At 62.7% G+C, this 14,793-nt stretch carries 11 protein-coding genes and 1 tRNA gene; 3 read left to right on the forward strand and 9 right to left on the reverse strand.

All coding sequences use genetic code 11. From position 1 onward, the window contains the following. Nucleotides 1-5: 5 nt before the first annotated feature. Together D3227_RS22395 and D3227_RS44060 are read right to left on the reverse strand one after the other, a co-directional pair. The gene (locus D3227_RS22395) at nt 6-1,538 is read right to left on the reverse strand and encodes an ABC transporter substrate-binding protein (RefSeq protein WP_120016469.1); all 1,533 of its coding nucleotides are present in this window, start codon (nt 1,536-1,538) and stop codon (nt 6-8) included. 266 nt (nt 1,539-1,804) lie between these two features. Further along, nucleotides 1,805-2,026 carry a DUF1127 domain-containing protein gene (locus tag D3227_RS44060; RefSeq protein WP_120016470.1) on the reverse strand — a complete coding sequence of 74 codons (222 nt, stop codon included), beginning with the start codon at nt 2,024-2,026 and terminating at the stop codon, nt 1,805-1,807. Between the two features lie 30 nt (nt 2,027-2,056). Here D3227_RS44060 and D3227_RS42245 point away from each other — a divergent pair, with 30 nt between their 5' ends. Next, nucleotides 2,057-2,242, forward strand: a complete 186-nt coding sequence (locus D3227_RS42245) for a hypothetical protein (protein WP_120016471.1) — start codon at nt 2,057-2,059, stop codon at nt 2,240-2,242. Between the two features lie 560 nt (nt 2,243-2,802). On the opposite strand, the gene D3227_RS22410 is transcribed toward D3227_RS42245, so the two are convergent. From D3227_RS22410 to D3227_RS22425, 4 genes are all read right to left on the reverse strand, one after another. Next, nucleotides 2,803-3,099 carry a hypothetical protein gene (locus D3227_RS22410; RefSeq protein ID WP_120016472.1) on the reverse strand — a complete coding sequence of 99 codons (297 nt, stop codon included), beginning with the start codon at nt 3,097-3,099 and terminating at the stop codon, nt 2,803-2,805. A gap of 135 nt (nt 3,100-3,234) precedes the next feature. Beyond that, complete coding sequence (locus tag D3227_RS22415; RefSeq protein ID WP_147377654.1) at nt 3,235-3,531, reverse strand: hypothetical protein; 297 nt, start codon at nt 3,529-3,531, stop codon at nt 3,235-3,237. A 42-nt stretch (nt 3,532-3,573) separates the two neighbouring features. After that, nucleotides 3,574-3,650: transfer RNA gene (locus D3227_RS22420), tRNA-His, on the reverse strand. A gap of 345 nt (nt 3,651-3,995) precedes the next feature. Beyond that, nucleotides 3,996-4,454 (reverse strand): phasin, encoded by a 459-nt coding sequence (locus D3227_RS22425; protein ID WP_120016474.1) that lies wholly within the window; start codon nt 4,452-4,454, stop codon nt 3,996-3,998. 246 nt (nt 4,455-4,700) lie between these two features. Between D3227_RS22425 and D3227_RS22430 the strand changes: the two genes are divergently transcribed. Beyond that, on the forward strand, nt 4,701-8,600 hold the full coding sequence (locus tag D3227_RS22430) for a sensor histidine kinase (protein WP_120016517.1): 3,900 nt from the start codon (nt 4,701-4,703) through the stop codon (nt 8,598-8,600). Nucleotides 8,601-8,916: 316 nt separating this feature from the next. Here D3227_RS22430 and D3227_RS22435 read toward each other — a convergent pair whose 3' ends face one another. Continuing rightward, nucleotides 8,917-10,875 (reverse strand): acetoacetate--CoA ligase, encoded by a 1,959-nt coding sequence (locus tag D3227_RS22435; protein WP_120016475.1) that lies wholly within the window; start codon nt 10,873-10,875, stop codon nt 8,917-8,919. 223 nt (nt 10,876-11,098) lie between these two features. Here D3227_RS22435 and D3227_RS22440 point away from each other — a divergent pair, with 223 nt between their 5' ends. Next, nucleotides 11,099-12,952, forward strand: a complete 1,854-nt coding sequence (locus tag D3227_RS22440; RefSeq protein WP_120016476.1) for an AsmA family protein — start codon at nt 11,099-11,101, stop codon at nt 12,950-12,952. A 51-nt stretch (nt 12,953-13,003) separates the two neighbouring features. On the opposite strand, the gene D3227_RS22445 is transcribed toward D3227_RS22440, so the two are convergent. Beyond that, nucleotides 13,004-13,822, reverse strand: coding sequence for an ABC transporter permease (locus D3227_RS22445; RefSeq protein ID WP_120016477.1), 819 nt, complete (start codon nt 13,820-13,822; stop codon nt 13,004-13,006). Further along, nucleotides 13,819-14,790, reverse strand: a complete 972-nt coding sequence (locus D3227_RS22450; protein ID WP_120016478.1) for an ABC transporter permease subunit — start codon at nt 14,788-14,790, stop codon at nt 13,819-13,821. Before D3227_RS22450 ends, D3227_RS22445 begins: the two co-directional genes overlap by 4 nt. Nucleotides 14,791-14,793 lie beyond the last annotated feature (3 nt).

Raw genomic sequence — 14,793 nt, forward strand, 5'->3', positions numbered from 1 at the left:
CGCGTCTATTTGCCTTCCAGATAGGCGTTCCAGAAATACGGCCACGGCGCCGGGGTGACGCCTTGCAGGTTCGGTGCCTGTGCGGCAAGCGCGTTGAAATCGCCGACCTTGAAGGCCGGAACCTCGTCATAGATCGCCTGCTGGACCGGCGCCCACAGTTCGACGCGCTTGGCCGGATCGGGTTCCGCGTTGAAGGCATCGAGCACCTTGTGCTTGCGATCCGAAACCCACCAGCCGGGCGAAGTATCCGACATGATGCCGGTCAGCGACGGCTCGGGCAGGAAGGGGCTGTGCGTGATGTAGATGTCCCAGAGCGCCGGATCGGTGCGGTTCTTGGTCAACGTTGCCCATTCGACCACGTCGAGCTCGACCTTGAAGCCGGCGGCCTTGAGGTATTCGGCCGCCACCTGCGCCATCTTGTAGTGGAACTCATACTGGCGGCTGGTGAGGATGCGCAGCGGTTTCGAACCGTCATAGCCGGCTTCTTTCAGCAGCGCAGCGGCGGCCTCTGTGTCGCCTTCGGGCTTATAGGGCTCGGTGCCGGTTTCGGTGTGCCATTTGTAGCCTTGCGGATACATTGCGCCGTCGACCGCGAAGAAGTCCGGGGAGCCGAAGGCGGCGAGCAGCATGTCATTGGGCGCCAGTGCTGCCTGGATCGCCTTGCGGATGCGAATGTCGGCGTTGAGGCCCTGCTTGGTGTTCATGACGAACACCGGCCAGCCGAATGGCTTCAGGATGACCGGCTTGGTCTTGCCGCTGGAAATCTTGGCGAAGGATTCCACCGGCAGGGAATCGACATAGGCGAACTGCCCGGCGACCGCGCCTTCGACGCGGGTGTTGGGGTCTGGAACCGGCACGAAGCGTATCTCGTCGAGATATTGCTTGCGCGCGCCGCCATAGCCGTTCGGCTCGCCGTCGCGCGACTTGTATGCGTCGAAACGGACGAGCTGGATAAACTGGTCCGGCTTGCGATCCTTCAGCATGTAGGGGCCGGTGCCGACAAAGCTGGTCAGCGGGTCCTGTCCGGCGTTTTCGGACGGGATGATGATGGCCGCGGCATTGTTCAGCGACAGGAGCGAAAGAAGCGGCGCGAAGGGTTTGCCCAGCGTGATCTTGACGGTGTTGGCGTCGGGGGCATCGACCGCTTTGATGACTTCCGCCGCCTGCTTGCCGCGCGTCGCCACCTTCATCCAGCGCTGCAGCGAGGCCACCACATCGGCGGAATCCATGTCCGACCCGTCGTGGAACTTGACGCCTGTGCGCAACGGAATGGTGTAGGTCAGGCCATCACCGGAAACCTTCGGCATGTCGGCCGCGAGAAGCGGGGTAACACCCCAATCCTTGTCGAACGTGTACAGGGTCTCATAGATGTTCTGCGTGACGATGCCGACCAGGTCGGCGGTCGATGCCATCGGATCGAGCGTCGGCGGCTCACCGATGGTGGCTACGTCGATCACGCCCCCCTTCTGCGGCTCCGCCCATGCGACCACCGGCAGCAGCATCGCGAACGAAGCGAAGATTTGCATTAAGCGCTTCATCTTTGTTCCCTTCTTATTATTCCGTATCTATGGAATGTATATCCTAGTTACGGACTAAGTTAGGCATCTGGATGCCGCAGGGTCAAGATTTTTCTGCCGGGAAATTACCTGCGACGATGATTGGGAATTTTTGCCGGATCGGCGCCGGCTTGAGCTGTGCGGCCCTTATCCAACCTGCGGCATCGCGAGATCGGCACACGAGTTCACGCCGCTCGTCGACAGCCAAACAGTCGAATTTGCGTTCATGGCGCGATCACTGGAACAGGTCAGAAATGATCGTTCTCCCAGCCCGGGCTGACAATGTCGGCGCGCGAAAGGCCAATGTCCTTCAATCGCGAGTCCGTGAGGTCCATCAGCATGCGGCGGCTCCGGCGTCTCTCCAGCCATGCTTCGAGTCGTCTATCGGCGACGATGACCGCGAGCGCGACAATAGCGACGACGAGGACAACGGCGACGAGGAGCCTATGATGGGCGCCTGCGAACGCCATCCTACGTCACGGGAAAGCCCGTGGGGCCGTATGAGTTGGGCTGGACAGAGCATTGACCAGCGTCTCGCCGGCAAGGTCGAGCCCAACACGTGGAATCACCCAGAAGGGGAGCCGCTGCTAAGCTGGTGCGAGAACCACAGCAAGGGCGTCATGCTTGGTGAACCGGCAGACGATCGCGAAGGCGACGACGAGAGGGAGCAGCCAGACCACTACTGATCAAAATTCCCGAAGGAACAAAGGCCCGCTGCCGATGGTGGCGGGCCTTCTTTATTTGTGGCAGAAAAGTCACGCAGCTTGAATATGCAGAGCTTCAACCGGCGCGAGCTTATTATCCAGCTAAGCGAGGTGTACCGTTGTCCAAGGGCAAAGGGGCTCTCCTCCCGAACTAGCGCCCGCTGCCTCTGGTGGCGGGCTTTTTCATTTTGTCGCGCTGTGCCGCGATCCGTATCAATGATGGTCATTAGGTGTGCGCGGGCGGCTTTCATGAGCGCGAACGAGATGAGGGTTTTTCTCCGGCACGACGGGAGCATTCGGAATGATCGAGGTCCGCCGCTGAACAAGCCGTACGAGAGTCACGATCAAAACATCATCAGAGGAATATGTGTTCCACGGACGAAGCGACACGGCCCGCGGGGTGCTTGACTACTTTCGGTTGGCTCACGCCAAACACGGAACAGCGACTTCCAAGGATAAGGCCTGCCATGCTGCGATCAAAGCGGACAAAGGCGCCGTAGCCCACATTGTCTTCAAGAACGGCTAGCGAACGGGCTGCCGCCTCACGGTGGCGGGCTTTCCAATTTTCTCAAAAGGTACTGCTCGACGAAACTTGGCTCGGCATTCCCATAGACGAATTTCTTCGCGGTTGAGATGGTGGAGATGTTCGTGGCGTCAACAACCCGCCTGTCGGTCAACCGTTCGATTTTCTCAGTGACCGATCGATCGTTTGCAGCAAAGAATGCATGGCTTGGTGAAAGCGGCAGATTGATAAGGCATTTGGGCCGATATAGGTCGCCAATGCGTTCCAGGGGATCGTCGCCGAGCAGCAGCGGCCGGCTGCAGTTTCGAACGCCCACCAGAATGAGAGCAAGCGCTCAATCGGCCGCCTCTCGCCGACCATCTGAGATAATATCTCCATGCCTGAATTGGCCAGCGCGCTAGGTGCATGATTCTGAGCCCACTCGAGGAGATTTCGCTCGGGCGCTTCTCCCTTAGGCGTCGAAATCTGCGTCTGGTTCCGAAAGCACCTTTCGCAGCAATTCCTCGACGCCTTTTGAAATCGATGCGACGACGTGAGGGACACGCAACAGTGTCCATTGAGATAGATCGCCCACCAGTAGCGGTCCTCGATTGATAGTGCTTTTGCCCCCCCTGCGGATCATCTTTTCAAGGATGGGCGCGGCTTTGTGATCCACAAAACCGAACCGGCGGATAGTCGCAGGAAACCCTCGGAAATCAACGGTAGCCAGTTGCAACATGGCGCGACACGAAAGGGCGAAAGTGGACAATTTGTCCACCTGTTAAACCACTGATTTCATTTAGGAAACCGATGGTACCGTTGGCTGGGATCGAACCAGCGACCTCCGGATCCACAATCCGGCGCTCTAACCAGCTGAGCTACAACGGCACGTCTGCCTAAGCAGGATCGAGGTGAAGCTTGTTCTCCGGGATCCGCACTGTCGTTCGGCGATGCGTCCAATACGGGCTATCGGATCTTAATTCAAGGCCTTTGCGAAGCAAAGGTTCGGTTCTACAAACCGCGCCGGTTTCCACCAGGCAAAAGAAAAGGCCGGCGGGAGGAGGTGCCGGCCTTTTCCTGTTACGAGCCGGCGGGAGGAGGTGCCGGCTGGTCACCCCGGGGAGCAGAGGGAGGAGGTTCCACTCGCCGGGTATTCACTTGGTCACTTTATCGCACATCTATTTGTCTGACGAAATGCGACGTTTTGATGCATCGCCAGGTTGTGCGTAGGTATTAGGCGGCCTTGATGTCCTTCAGGGCCTTCTCGAAAGCGGTCTTGATCGGCTTGGAGACGTCCTCGGCCGCCTTGGAAGCGACGGTCTGGAAGTCCTTGGCCTGCTCGACGGTCATCTCGACGCGCTTGCGCAGGAACGCGGTCTGCAGCTCGACAACTTCCGACAGCGACTTGGCGCCGATCAGGGCTTCGAGATGCGAGAAGCCGGCATCGGCATTGGCGCGCAGGGCGGCGATGGTCTTGAGCGACAGGTCGCCGGAAACGGTCTTGGCGGTCTCAAAGGTCGACTCCAGAACTTTCTGGGTCTCCTCGGCGCCGGTCTTCAGCTTGGTGTAGGCTTCCTTCGACTGCTCGACGCCCTTTTCGGCGAAAGCGCGAATCTGATCGGTGGTCTTGGAAGCATCGAAGGTCGGGAATTCAACGTTCTCGATCGTCTCGCCGGTCTTGGTCTTGGACATTTTCCATCCTTTTCAGTGGTAGCGGCTTTGACAGAAAGCCGTCTCGTTCATGTATAATGGCAATATAGAGGTTTTTTTGTGCGATGCAACATCTTTGTTGCGGTGCACCATAAAATTCTTCCCTACCGTTAACCAAGAGCCCAGAGATTCCAGCCGCTGCACGTCATAGCTTGTGGACCTTCGCCCCGCCGGCTTTTATTAACAAAGCGTTAACTCAAATTGCCCGCCGAGGGATTCGCCAAGCGCATGCCGCCCGAAAACTACTCCTTCCTCGACGTCGCCGTGCTCGACGCGGTCCGCCAGCGCTTCGCCGCCGGCGATGCGATCGCCATATTGTCGGCGAACCTCGAACAGGTGATCTGGGCCAATGGTCCCGGGGCCGCGGTTTTCGGCTACCCGGATATCGAGGCCATCATCGGCGCCTCGGCACGGCTGCCGCTGATCGCCCGGCGCCAAATCATGGCGACCAGCGGTTTTCCGGAGATCGGCAGCGACCGTGCCATCACGGTCAGGCTGGCGACCGGGCTCAGCAGCCGTGCCGTCGGCTTCCTGGCCAGCGCGGTGAGGATGCCGGATGGTGAGCATGCGATCATGCTGGTGTTGCCGGCGGCGCAAACCGGCTCGCGCAGCCCGGCCGAGATCGCCAGCCGCGCCATTGGCGGGTTCACCGAAGATGGCCATTTCATCGCCTTCATTAACGCTGCGGGCGGCGTCGAGGCCGCCTCGGACGGCTTTGCGGCGCTGGGCATCCTGCCCGAGACGCTGGCGGCGCTTGTCGCCGATGTGGCAAACGGCGACGAGCGTATCGTCAAGCGCCTGGTTCCGGGCGGCGCCAATTCCTATCCGGCAGGCCTCGCCCGGCTGACCGATGCGCGCCACCTGCTGGTGGTCATCGACGAAGACCAGCTCGACGATGAAGGGGCCGTTGGCGCGCCCTACGCCGCATCGGCGGAAGATAACAAGGCTGTCCGGCCGGAAGCCGGTCAGGACAATGAGCCCACGACAACAGCTCCGACCGGTGCGGCAGCGGACGTGACGTCGGACACCGGCAGTGTTGCACGTCGGAGCGACGAGCAGCCTGCCTCTTCGGCGACGCAAAGCCCGGACAGTGGTGACCGGCAGGCAATTGGCACAGCACCGGCGCAACACGACCACTGGTATTTCAATGCCGGCGGGGATGAGGCGAACCGACCAGGCGCACCAACGCAGGTCGAGACACCGAAGCCCGACACCCCGGTCGAGAACAGGCAGCAGGAGCTTGCCAAGGCCGCTTCTCCTGCCGAGCGCCCCGCCGCTGCGACAATCGACCGTTCGGCAACGCCGCTGCGCTTCGTCTGGCGCACCGATGCCGAAGGCAGGTTCAGCGCGCTGTCGGCGGAATTCGCCGGGATCGTCGGCAAGCCAGCCGCCGATGTGATCGGCCGCCGCTTCAAAGATGTGGCTGCCACTTTCGGTCTCGATGCCTCGGGCGAGATCGCCGGCCTGCTGGAGCGGCGCGACACCTGGTCCGGCCGTTCGGTGCTGTGGCCGGTGGCCGGCACCGATCTCAAGATACCGGTCGACCTGGCGGCATTGCCGGTCTATGCCCGCAGCCGCGCCTTCGAAGGTTTTCGCGGTTTCGGCGTCGCCCGCAGCGGCGACGCGGTGGTCGATCCGGAAGCGATCGGCATGGCGCTTGTCCCCAATGGCGAGAAGCACGCAACCAGCGAGCCGGCAGTCGAGGCGCCGGAGATGGGGACTGCCGAGCCGGCCGACCCGTTCAAGGGCGAAGTGCCGGCGCTGACCATCGTGCCGAAGCCGGAACGCCGCTTCGCCGACAAGGTGATCCGGCTGGCCGAGCATCGGCAACCGGCCAACGACAAGCATTCGGCAAGTGAAAGGGGCCTGTCGACCCTGGAGCGCAGCGCCTTCCGCGAAATCGGCGAGCGGCTGAAGAAAGACAGCGCGACCCCGGTCGAACAGCCGCCGGCGGCGGAGACCCGGGCCGAGGACGCGAAGCCGACCGTCGGCAAGAATGCCCCGGTCGAGGCAGCCGGCGAGCCCTCGCCTGACCGGTCCGGCGTCGTACAGCAGCCGGAGCCGTCCGCCGAGGCCGAGGAGCAAGTCGCAGCTACAGCGACCGTCAGCGAGTCTGCGGAAAGCGAAACGGAAGCTGCTGAACCGCCCGAGGGCGACGCCGAAGACGAGAAGGATCTGGCGCGGCTCGATGGCGCGCAGCCGGACGAAAGCAGCGAAGAGAGCCACGCGAGCCAACCCGCGGCGCCCGCCGTCTCGGGCTCGCTGCTCGACTATGCCGACCACACGGACGACCCCGGCCAGGTTGCGGACAGTAGCGACGACGCGCCGGCTTCGGAGCCGGACCAAGCGGCAGCGGTGTCTGAAGTCGCCAAGGCTGACGATGCCGAGCCGGCTGTTGCCGAGACGCCGGCTACAGGCGCCGATAAAGACGACAGCATGACGGCCGACGATTTCCACGACGCCGAGGACAGCGAGGACTGGGAGCCGTCCGGCGAGGACACCGCCGCTTCCACCGGGGACAAGCCCCCTGAGACGAGTGCTGCTCCGCCGGAGCGGCCGCTCATCAAGGTTCCGCCGCTCAAGCTCGACGGGTTCCTGCCCTCGGCTTTCTCAACCGGGGATGAGACCAAAGCCCCTGATACATCTATCCTCGGCAAGCTGCCGGTGCCGCTGCTCATCCATTCCGGCGACGAGCTTCATTACGCCAATGACGAATTCCTCCATTTGACCGGCTATGACACGCTCGACGACTTGGCCGATGCCGGTGGCCTCGGCGCGCTGTTTGCCGATCATTACTCCGACGACGGCGCTGCCGACGAAAGCGATCGTGCACTGCGGCTGAAGGCGCGCGACGGGCAGGAATTCCCGATCGACGCCATACTGCGCTCGGTGCCGTGGCGCGGCGGCAAGGCGCTGATGCTGGTGGTGCGCCGTTCCGGCGAAGACGAGGCGCCGCCTGCTGCCCTGCATGGCCTGTCGGCCGAACCGACCCAGCCTGATGTTTCGGAACTCAAAAGCCGTATTGCCGAAATGCGCACCATCATCGACACCGCCACCGACGGCGTGGTGCTGATCGGCCGTGACGGCGCGATCCGCTCGATCAGCCGTCCGGCCGAAGCTCTGTTCGGCTTCGACAGCGACGAGGTCGCCGGCAAGCCGTTCGCCTCGCTGTTCGCCATCGAGAGCCAGCGCGCGGCGCGCGACTATCTCAACGGGCTTTCCGAACCCGGCGTGGCGAGCGTGATGAATGACGGCCGCGAGGTGATCGGGCGCGAGGCGCAAGGGCGCTTCATTCCGCTGTTCATGACCATCGGCAGGCTGCCTAGCGACAGCGGCTTCTGCGCCGTGGTGCGCGACATCACGCAATGGAAGCGAGCCGAGGAGGATCTCACCCAGGCGCGCGCCGTGGCCGAGCGCGCCTCCTCGCAGAAAACGGATTTCCTGGCCCGTATCAGTCATGAGATCCGCACGCCGCTCAATGCCATCATCGGCTTTTCCGAACTGATGGTGGACGAAAAATTCGGGCCGGTGGCCAACGACCGCTACCGCGACTATCTGCGCGACATCAACCGCTCGGGCAACCACGTGCTCGACCTCGTCAACGACCTGCTCGACATCTCGAAGATCGAGGCCGGCCAGCAGGAGATGGACTACGAGGCGGTGTCGCTCAACGACACGCTGGCCGAGACGGTGGCGATGATGCAGCCGCAGGCCAACCGCGAACGCGTCATCATCCGCTCCAGCTTCGCCTCGCGGCTGCCGGAAGTGGTGGCCGATTTGCGCAGCGTGCGCCAGATCGCCCTCAACATCCTGTCCAACGCGGTCCGCTACACGCAGGCCGGTGGCCAGGTCATCGTCTCGACCGCGTATGAGACCTCAGGCGATGTCGTCATGCGCGTGCGTGACACCGGCATCGGCATGAGCCAGGCCGAGATCGAGCAGGCGCTGAAGCCGTTCAAGCAGATCAACGCGCTGAAGCGCGGACGCGGTGACGGCACCGGTCTCGGACTGCCGCTGACCAAGGCGATGGTCGAGGCCAACCGGGCCCGGTTCAGCATCAATTCGACGCCCGGCGAAGGCACGCTCGTCGAAGTCGCCTTCCCCTCGACCCGCGTGCTGGCGGAGTAAGCCCGATCCATTGCTTTTGCAGCAAAAGAAAAGGCGTCCAATGGGACGCCTTAGGTAATAGGATTGCTGTCACAACGGGGCTTGAGCGAAACTGATCCTCAGGGGACGAGGACGGGATTTCTCCCTCAAGTTACGTGCGACTATCGGCGCCGGCCCTTAACAAATCCTTACCGGCCGGCCGGAAAATTTACGAATGTGTACCACTCATGAAATCTAGGTAAATTCGATCGAGATAATTCGTTAACCAGCGCGAATGGCCATTTTAGCCATGCATGCCGTTCTCCCAAAACCGCTACACACTTTTGGGCGGCATGCATCAGTCGGCAAGCTGCGGCAGATTTTTGAACAATTCCAGCGCCTCGGGATTGGCGAGCGCCTCCTTGTTCTTGATGGCGCGGCCGTGCACGACGTCGCGCACCGCAAGCTCGGTGATCTTGCCCGATTTGGTGCGCGGAATGTCGGTGACGGCGACGATTTTTGCCGGCACGTGGCGAGGGCTCGCCCCGGTGCGGATTTTCGCGCGGATGCGCTTTTCCAAATCGGCGTCGAGTTGAACGCCGGCGGCTAGCCGCACGAACAGCACGACGCGCACGTCATTGTCGAAATCCTGGCCGATGCACAGCGCCTCCAGGATCTCCGGCATCTGCTCGACCTGGTTGTAGATCTCCGCGGTGCCGATCCTGACGCCGCCCGGATTGAGCGTCGCGTCGGAGCGGCCATGGATGATCAGGCCGCCATGGGCGGTCCATTCGGCGAAGTCGCCGTGGCACCAGACATTGTCGAAGCGCTCGAAATAGGCAGCCTTGTATTTCTTGCCTTCGGGGTCGTTCCAGAAGCCGATCGGCATTGCCGGAAAGGCTTTTGCACAGACGAGTTCGCCCTTCTCCTGCCGGACCGGTCTGCCGTCGTCGTCCCAGACGTCGACGGCAAGGCCGAGGCCGGGTCCCTGGATTTCGCCGGTCCATACCGGCTCCGTCGGCACGCCGAGCACGAAGCAGGAAACGATATCGGTGCCGCCGGAAATCGAAGCCAGATGCACGTCCTTCTTGATGCCGTCATAGACGAAGCGGAAATCCTCCGGAGACAGTGGCGAACCGGTCGAGGAGATGGTGCGCACCGTGGACAGATCGTGGCTGCGGATCGGCTCGAGGCCGGCCTTGCGCACGGAATCGATGAATTTCGCCGAGGTGCCGAAATAGGTCATCTTCTCGGCATCGGCAAAATCGAACAGCGCATTGCCGTCGGGGTAAAAGGGCGAGCCGTCGTAGAGCAGCAGCGTAGCACCCGAAGCGAGGCCCGAGACCAGCCAGTTCCACATCATCCAGCCGCAGGTGGTGAAGTAGAAGAAGCGGTCGCCGTCGAGCAGGCCGGCATGCAGGCGCTGTTCCTTGACATGCTGGATCAGCGTGCCGCCGGCCGAGTGGACGATGCATTTGGGGATGCCGGTCGTGCCTGAGGAAAACAGGATGTAAAGCGGGTGCGCGAACGGCAGCCTCTCGAAGCTGAGCGGTCTGGCGGCAAAGGGAGACAAGGTCTCCTCCAGGGCATCCGCCCTGTCGATGGTCGCTGCCACATCCGCCGAGGTGCCGAGATAGTCGACGATCAGGATCTTGCGGACGGACGGCAGCTTTGCCGCCACCGCCGCGACCTTGTCGGCGACCTCGATCGCCTTGCCATTGTACCAGTAGCCGTCCGGCGCAATGAAGACGACCGGCTCGATCTGGCCAAAACGGTCGAGGACGCCCTGCTCGCCGAAATCGGGAGAGCAGGACGACCACACCGCGCCGATCGAGGCGGCCGCCAGCATAGCGGCGACGGTCTCCGGCATGTTGGGCATCATGGCGGCGATACGATCGCCCTTCTTGACCTTCAGCGACAGGAAAAGCTGCTGCAGGCGCGAGGTGAGCGCATTGAGTTCATTCCAGGACAGCCGCCGCTCGACCTTGTCCTCGCCGCGAAAAACGATCGCCTGGCCTGACCCGGTTTTCTTCAAGAGGTTCTCGGTGAAGTTCAGCGTCGCGTCGGGATAGAAGGTTGCCCCCGGCATCTTTTCGCCATCGACTAAAGCGCGCTCACCCTTGTCGCCGACGATAGCGCAAAAATCCCAGACCAGGTCCCAGAACGCCTCGCGATCGTCGATCGACCAGCGGTGAAGCTCTGCATAGGAGGCGAAAGAGAGACCGGTTTTCGCCGCTGCGGCCTTCATGAAGGCGGTCATCGGCGCGGCGTCGACCTGGTCTTGCGTCGGGATCCAGAGTGGTGCGTCGGCAGCCATGATCGTTCCTCCACGGGCTGCATCGCTTATGCATATTGCGCTGCAGCAGGGCAAGATTTTGTTCCGACAAGCGATGACGCATCGGGAAAACCGCCGGCAAAGCAGACATCTATGGCTGTTGGTGTGCGCAAATGCCATCGCCGGGCCATAAAGACTTGAAATGCGTCAGCGCTGGGTTACACCCGTCGGGCGATTTGTCGGCAATGGAAGCAACCGGGGCGATATGCGATCATCTTTGATCCGGCGCGGAATATGGGCGATCGGCGTTGCCGCGCTCGTCGCCGCGCTGGTCGTCGCCGCCCTGCCGCTGTTTGCCTCGACCCGCATCGTGCGCGACCGCATCGCCTGGGAGATGAGCGCCTGGAGCGGCTTCAGGGTCACCATCCAGGGCTCGCCGCGCATCGAGGTCTGGCCGAAATTCCGGGCCATTTTGAGCGACGTGACGCTTTCGCAGTGGACCGAGACCGACGCACCCCCGGTGATCGAAGCCGAGCGCGTCGAGGTTGACCTCTCCGCCATGGAGGCATTGCGCGGCGACGTGGTGTTTTCCACCGCGCGGCTGGTGCGGCCGACGATCAGGGTCCAGCGTGCGGCAAACGGTTTCTACCTGCCGGCCATTCCGGCCGGCGGCCGCATCACGCGCTCGATCGACACGGCGCGCGGTGTAGTCAATGCCGATCCGGCCAAGCCCGATCTCAGCAAGCTGCCGGCCGATCCGTTCGGCACGGTGGAGTTCAGGGACGGCCGCATGGTGGCTTCGGTCGGCGGCAAGGAGACCGAAATCCTGAGCAGCCTCACCGGCCAGGCGAACTGGGCGGCGATGAACAGCAATGCGACGATGACGGCGACCGGCATCTGGCGCGGCGAAAGCGTCGCCGTCGATTTCGCATCGCCAAATCCGCTGGTGCTTTTTGCCGGCGGGGCTGCGCCGATCACGCTGTCCTTCAAGGCCTCACCGGCGACCTTTTCCTTCGATGGCATGGCCTCGATGTCGGAGAACGGCTATTTCGATGGCCAGGCGAAGTTTGCAGCACCCTCGCTGCGGCGCGTGCTCGAGTGGTCGCAGGCCGGCATCGCGAAAAGTGCAGCGATCGGCTCGGTCTCGGTGGCGAGCAAAGTGACGGCGTCGGCCGGCCGGGTGAAATTCGAAAACACCACGGTGGCGCTGGACAACAATCCGGGCATGGGGGCACTGGACTTCTCCTTTGGCGAGACCCTGCCAGTCATCTCCGGCACGCTCGCCTTCGACACGCTCGACCTCAGGTCGTTTCTGTCCGCTTTCACGCCGCTGGCGCCAACCGGCGAAGCCGGTCCTGGCGAGATCGACACCAGCTTCGCCGACAAGGTCAATCTCGACCTGCGGCTGTCGGCGGCGCATGCCACGGCCGGACCCGTCCAGCTTGCCGACGTCGCCGCCACGGCGCAGGTCAAGAACGGGCTAGCGGTGTTCGACATTTCGGATGCCTCGGCGTTCGGCGGCAACATCCAGAGCAGCCTGCGTTTCGACCGCAAGCCCGAAGGCACGCAGGTCGAGATCCGGCTTCTCGCCTCCGACGTCGACGGCGGCGCCTTCGCCACCGCGGCCGGCATGACGCGGCTGGTGCCGGTCGGAACCGCAACCGTCTCGGTCATCCTCAAGGGGCCGGGCAAATCCTGGGATTCGATCTTCGAAAACGCCGATGGTTCGGTCACGGCGACGTTCGGGCCTGGCGCGCTCACCGGGCTCAACCTGCCGGCCTTCCTCAAGCGCACCGAACAGGGCGGGTTCTTCGCGCTCGACGATGTCTCCAACGGGACGCTGCCGATCGATGGAGCGGAGATCAAGGCCAGCATCTCGAGGGGCGTGGCGAGGCTGGACAAGGCCGAGGCCAATTCGGCCAAGTCCAGGATCTGGCTTTCCGGCATTGCCTCCTATGCTGGACGGGGGCTGGCGCTGTCGGGCGGCGTCATCCAGCCGGAGCAGGCCGCCAAGCAGCCGACTGGGCAGCAAGGGCCTAACCAGTCGTCCTTCTTCGTCGGCGGAACCTGGAGCACGCCGTTCATCTCGCCGATCAGCCGCGGCATTTCAGGCGAGTAGGCCCTCCTCTTCAGCCGAACACCCCGTTCCCGATTGATCAGCGCGGCTTGATCAGCCGCGCTGCGCCGCCTGCTCGTCGAGCTGGCGCTGCACTTCACGCCGCTTGTTGGCGAGCGAAGCGATGATGACGCCGACCGCAACGACGGCGATCAGAATGGTGCAGGCGGCGTTGATTTCCGGCGTCACACCGAGACGAACCTGGCTGTAGATCTTCATCGGCAAGGTTGTTGCGCCCGGGCCCGAGGTGAAGCTGGCGATGACCAGGTCGTCGAGCGACAGCGTGAAGGCCAGCATCCAGCCGGAGACGATCGCCGGCATGATGACCGGCAGCGTGATCTGGAAAAAAGTCTTCACCGGGGTCGCGCCTAGATCCATCGCGGCTTCTTCCAGCGAACGGTCGAAGCTGACGAGGCGCGACTGCACGACGACGGCGACAAAGCACATGGTCAGGGTGATATGGGCAAGTGTTACGGTCAGGAAGCCGCGGTCGAGGCCGACAGCGACGAAGAGCAGCAGCAGCGACAGGCCGGTGATGACCTCCGGCATGACCAGCGGGGCAAAGACCATGCCGGAAAACAGCACCCTGCCCCTGAAGCGCGTGTAGCGGGTCAAGGTGAGCGCCGCCAACGTGCCGAGCACGGTGGCCACCGTGGCCGAGATGACGCCGACGCGGGCCGTTACCCATGCGGCATCCATCAGGCCCTGGTTGTGGAACAGCGAGACGTACCATTTGGTCGAAAAGCCGCCCCAGACGGTGACCAGTTTCGACTCGTTGAACGAGAAGACGATGAGCAGGACAATCGGCAGGTAAAGAAAGGCAAAGCCCAGCACGATCGAGGTGATGTTGAAGCGGCTCCAGGTGGCGTTCATTTGCCTTGCTCCTGGGCGCGCGCCTGGGCCTGCTGGAAGAGCATGATCGGCACGATCAGCAGCAAGAGCAGGATGACCGCGACGGCCGACGACACCGGCCAGTCGCGGTTGGCGAAGAACTCGTTCCACAGCGTCTTGCCGATCATCAGCGTCTGCGAGCCACCAAGCAGGTCGGGGATGACGAACTCGCCGACGGCCGGGATGAACACCAGAAGGCAGCCGGCGATGACGCCGGGCAGCGACAGCGGAAAGGTGATCTTCCAGAAGGCGCTGGTCGGTGGGCAACCGAGATCCTTGGCCGCCTCGATCAGCGAGTAATCCATCTTCTCCAGCGACGAATAAAGCGGTAGCACCATGAACGGCAGATAGGAATAAACGATGCCGATGAAGATCGCCGTGTAGGTGTTGAGGATGATCAGCGGCTGGCTGATGACGCCGGTGGCAAGCAGCAGCTGATTGAGCAGCCCCTCGGGCTTGAGGATGCCGATCCAGGCGTAGACGCGGATCAGGAACGAGGTCCAGAACGGCAGGATCACCAGCATCAGCAGCGTCGGGCGGATCGTTGCCGGGGCGCGCGACATGCCATAGGCGATCGGATAGCCGACGAGCAGGGTAAGCACCGTCGAGATCGCGGCGATGATGACGCTGGTCACATAGGCGTTGAAGTAGAGCGCGTCCTCGGTCAGCCAGGTGTAGTTGTCGATGCTGAGCTGCTTCAGCTGGTCAAAAAAGCCGGAAATACCGCCGCTGAAGTCGAGCACCGGCGTGTAGGGCGGCATGGCGATCGCGGTCTGCGACAGCGATATCTTGAAGACGATGATGAAGGGGATGAGAAAGAAGAACAGCAGCCAGAGATAGGGGATGATGATGACCAGACGGCCGACGAAGGCCGCTCCCAGTCTGGCCAGCGGGGACTTGGCGGCATCTGCCGATGGGGATGTTGCTGCAGCGGCGGCGGCGTTCGACATGAT

The organism is Mesorhizobium waimense (assembly GCF_003601975.1).
GTDB lineage: Bacteria > Pseudomonadota > Alphaproteobacteria > Rhizobiales > Rhizobiaceae > Mesorhizobium > Mesorhizobium waimense.

Excerpts from the sequence above, each read along its gene's own strand:
- D3227_RS22450 (WP_120016478.1), bottom strand. The coding sequence starts at position 14,790 with ATGTCGAACGCCGCCGCCGCTGCAGCAACATCCCCATCGGCAGATGCC.
- D3227_RS22395 (WP_120016469.1), bottom strand. The coding sequence starts at position 1,538 with ATGAAGCGCTTAATGCAAATCTTCGCTTCGTTCGCGATGCTGCTGCCG.
- D3227_RS44060 (WP_120016470.1), bottom strand. The coding sequence starts at position 2,026 with ATGGCGTTCGCAGGCGCCCATCATAGGCTCCTCGTCGCCGTTGTCCTC.
- D3227_RS22430 (WP_120016517.1), top strand. The coding sequence starts at position 4,701 with ATGCCGCCCGAAAACTACTCCTTCCTCGACGTCGCCGTGCTCGACGCG.
- D3227_RS22445 (WP_120016477.1), bottom strand. The coding sequence starts at position 13,822 with ATGAACGCCACCTGGAGCCGCTTCAACATCACCTCGATCGTGCTGGGC.
- D3227_RS22435 (WP_120016475.1), bottom strand. The coding sequence starts at position 10,875 with ATGGCTGCCGACGCACCACTCTGGATCCCGACGCAAGACCAGGTCGAC.
- D3227_RS42245 (WP_120016471.1), top strand. The coding sequence starts at position 2,057 with ATGAGTTGGGCTGGACAGAGCATTGACCAGCGTCTCGCCGGCAAGGTC.
- D3227_RS22425 (WP_120016474.1), bottom strand. The coding sequence starts at position 4,454 with ATGTCCAAGACCAAGACCGGCGAGACGATCGAGAACGTTGAATTCCCG.
- D3227_RS22440 (WP_120016476.1), top strand. The coding sequence starts at position 11,099 with ATGCGATCATCTTTGATCCGGCGCGGAATATGGGCGATCGGCGTTGCC.